We start from the raw sequence: 1,351 nt of genomic DNA, 5'->3' as shown, positions 1-1,351 counted from the left end.
GAGAAACACACTGGTTATAGGATCAAGCCTTACGGGCAATTAGTACTGGTTAGCTTAACGCATTACTGCGCTTCCACACCCAGCCTATCAACGTCCTGGTCTCGAACGACCCTTCAAGGAGCTCAAGGCTCCAGGGAATCCTCATCTTCAGGCGAGTTTCCCGCTTAGATGCTTTCAGCGGTTATCTCTTCCGTACATAGCTACCCTGCGATGCCTCTGGCGAGACAACAGGTACACCAGCGGTACGTCCACTCCGGTCCTCTCGTACTAGGAGCAGCCCCCGTCAAGATTCCAACGCCCACGGCAGATAGGGACCAAACTGTCTCACGACGTTTTAAACCCAGCTCACGTACCTCTTTAAATGGCGAACAGCCATACCCTTGGGACCGGCTACAGCCCCAGGATGAGATGAGCCGACATCGAGGTGCCAAACACCGCCGTCGATATGAACTCTTGGGCGGTATCAGCCTGTTATCCCCAGAGTACCTTTTATCCGTTGAGCGATGGCCCTTCCATTCAGAACCACCGGATCACTATGTCCTGCTTTCGCACCTGCTCGACTTGTCGGTCTCGCAGTTAAGCACGCTTTTGCCATTGCACTTTAGGTACGATGTCCGACCGTACCAAGCGTACCTTCGAACTCCTCCGTTACACTTTGGGAGGAGACCGCCCCAGTCAAACTGCCTACCATGCACTGTCCCCGACCCGGATTCACGGGCCAAGGTTAGAACCTCAAACAAACCAGGGTGGTATTTCAAGGTCGGCTCCACGCAGACTAGCGTCCACGCTTCAAAGCCTCCCACCTATCCTACACAGATCGGTTCAAAGTCCAATGCAAAGCTACAGTAAAGGTTCATGGGGTCTTTCCGTCTAGCCGCGGGGAGATTGCATCATCACAAACACTTCAACTTCGCTGAGTCTCGGGAGGAGACAGTGTGGCCATCGTTACGCCATTCGTGCAGGTCGGAACTTACCCGACAAGGAATTTCGCTACCTTAGGACCGTTATAGTTACGGCCGCCGTTTACCGGGACTTCAATCAAGAGCTTGCACCCCATCATTTAATCTTCCGGCACCGGGCAGGCGTCACACCCTATACGTCCACTTTCGTGTTTGCAGAGTGCTGTGTTTTTATTAAACAGTCGCAGCCACCATTTTATTGCAACCCCTTCACCCTCCTGGCGCAGGCCAGTCAAGCTACAAGGGCGTACCTTATCCCGAAGTTACGGTACCAATTTGCCGAGTTCCTTCTCCCGAGTTCTCTCAAGCGCCTTAGAATACTCATCTCGCCCACCTGTGTCGGTTTGCGGTACGGTCTCGTATGACTGAAGCTTAGAGGCTTTTCTTGGAAC

Annotated in this window: 1 rRNA gene; it reads right to left on the bottom strand. The window is 53.1% G+C overall.

Annotated features, from left to right (window positions below):
• Positions 1-18: 18 nt before the first annotated feature.
• A 23S ribosomal RNA gene (locus P3W85_RS37360) occupies positions 19-1,351 on the bottom strand; the annotation flags it as partial.

It is taken from the genome of Cupriavidus basilensis, assembly GCF_029335485.1.
GTDB classification, from domain to species: Bacteria; Pseudomonadota; Gammaproteobacteria; order Burkholderiales; family Burkholderiaceae; genus Cupriavidus; species Cupriavidus basilensis_E.
The sequence above is the reverse complement of the archived record's forward strand: the minus strand, read 5'-3'. Positions and strand labels throughout refer to the sequence as shown.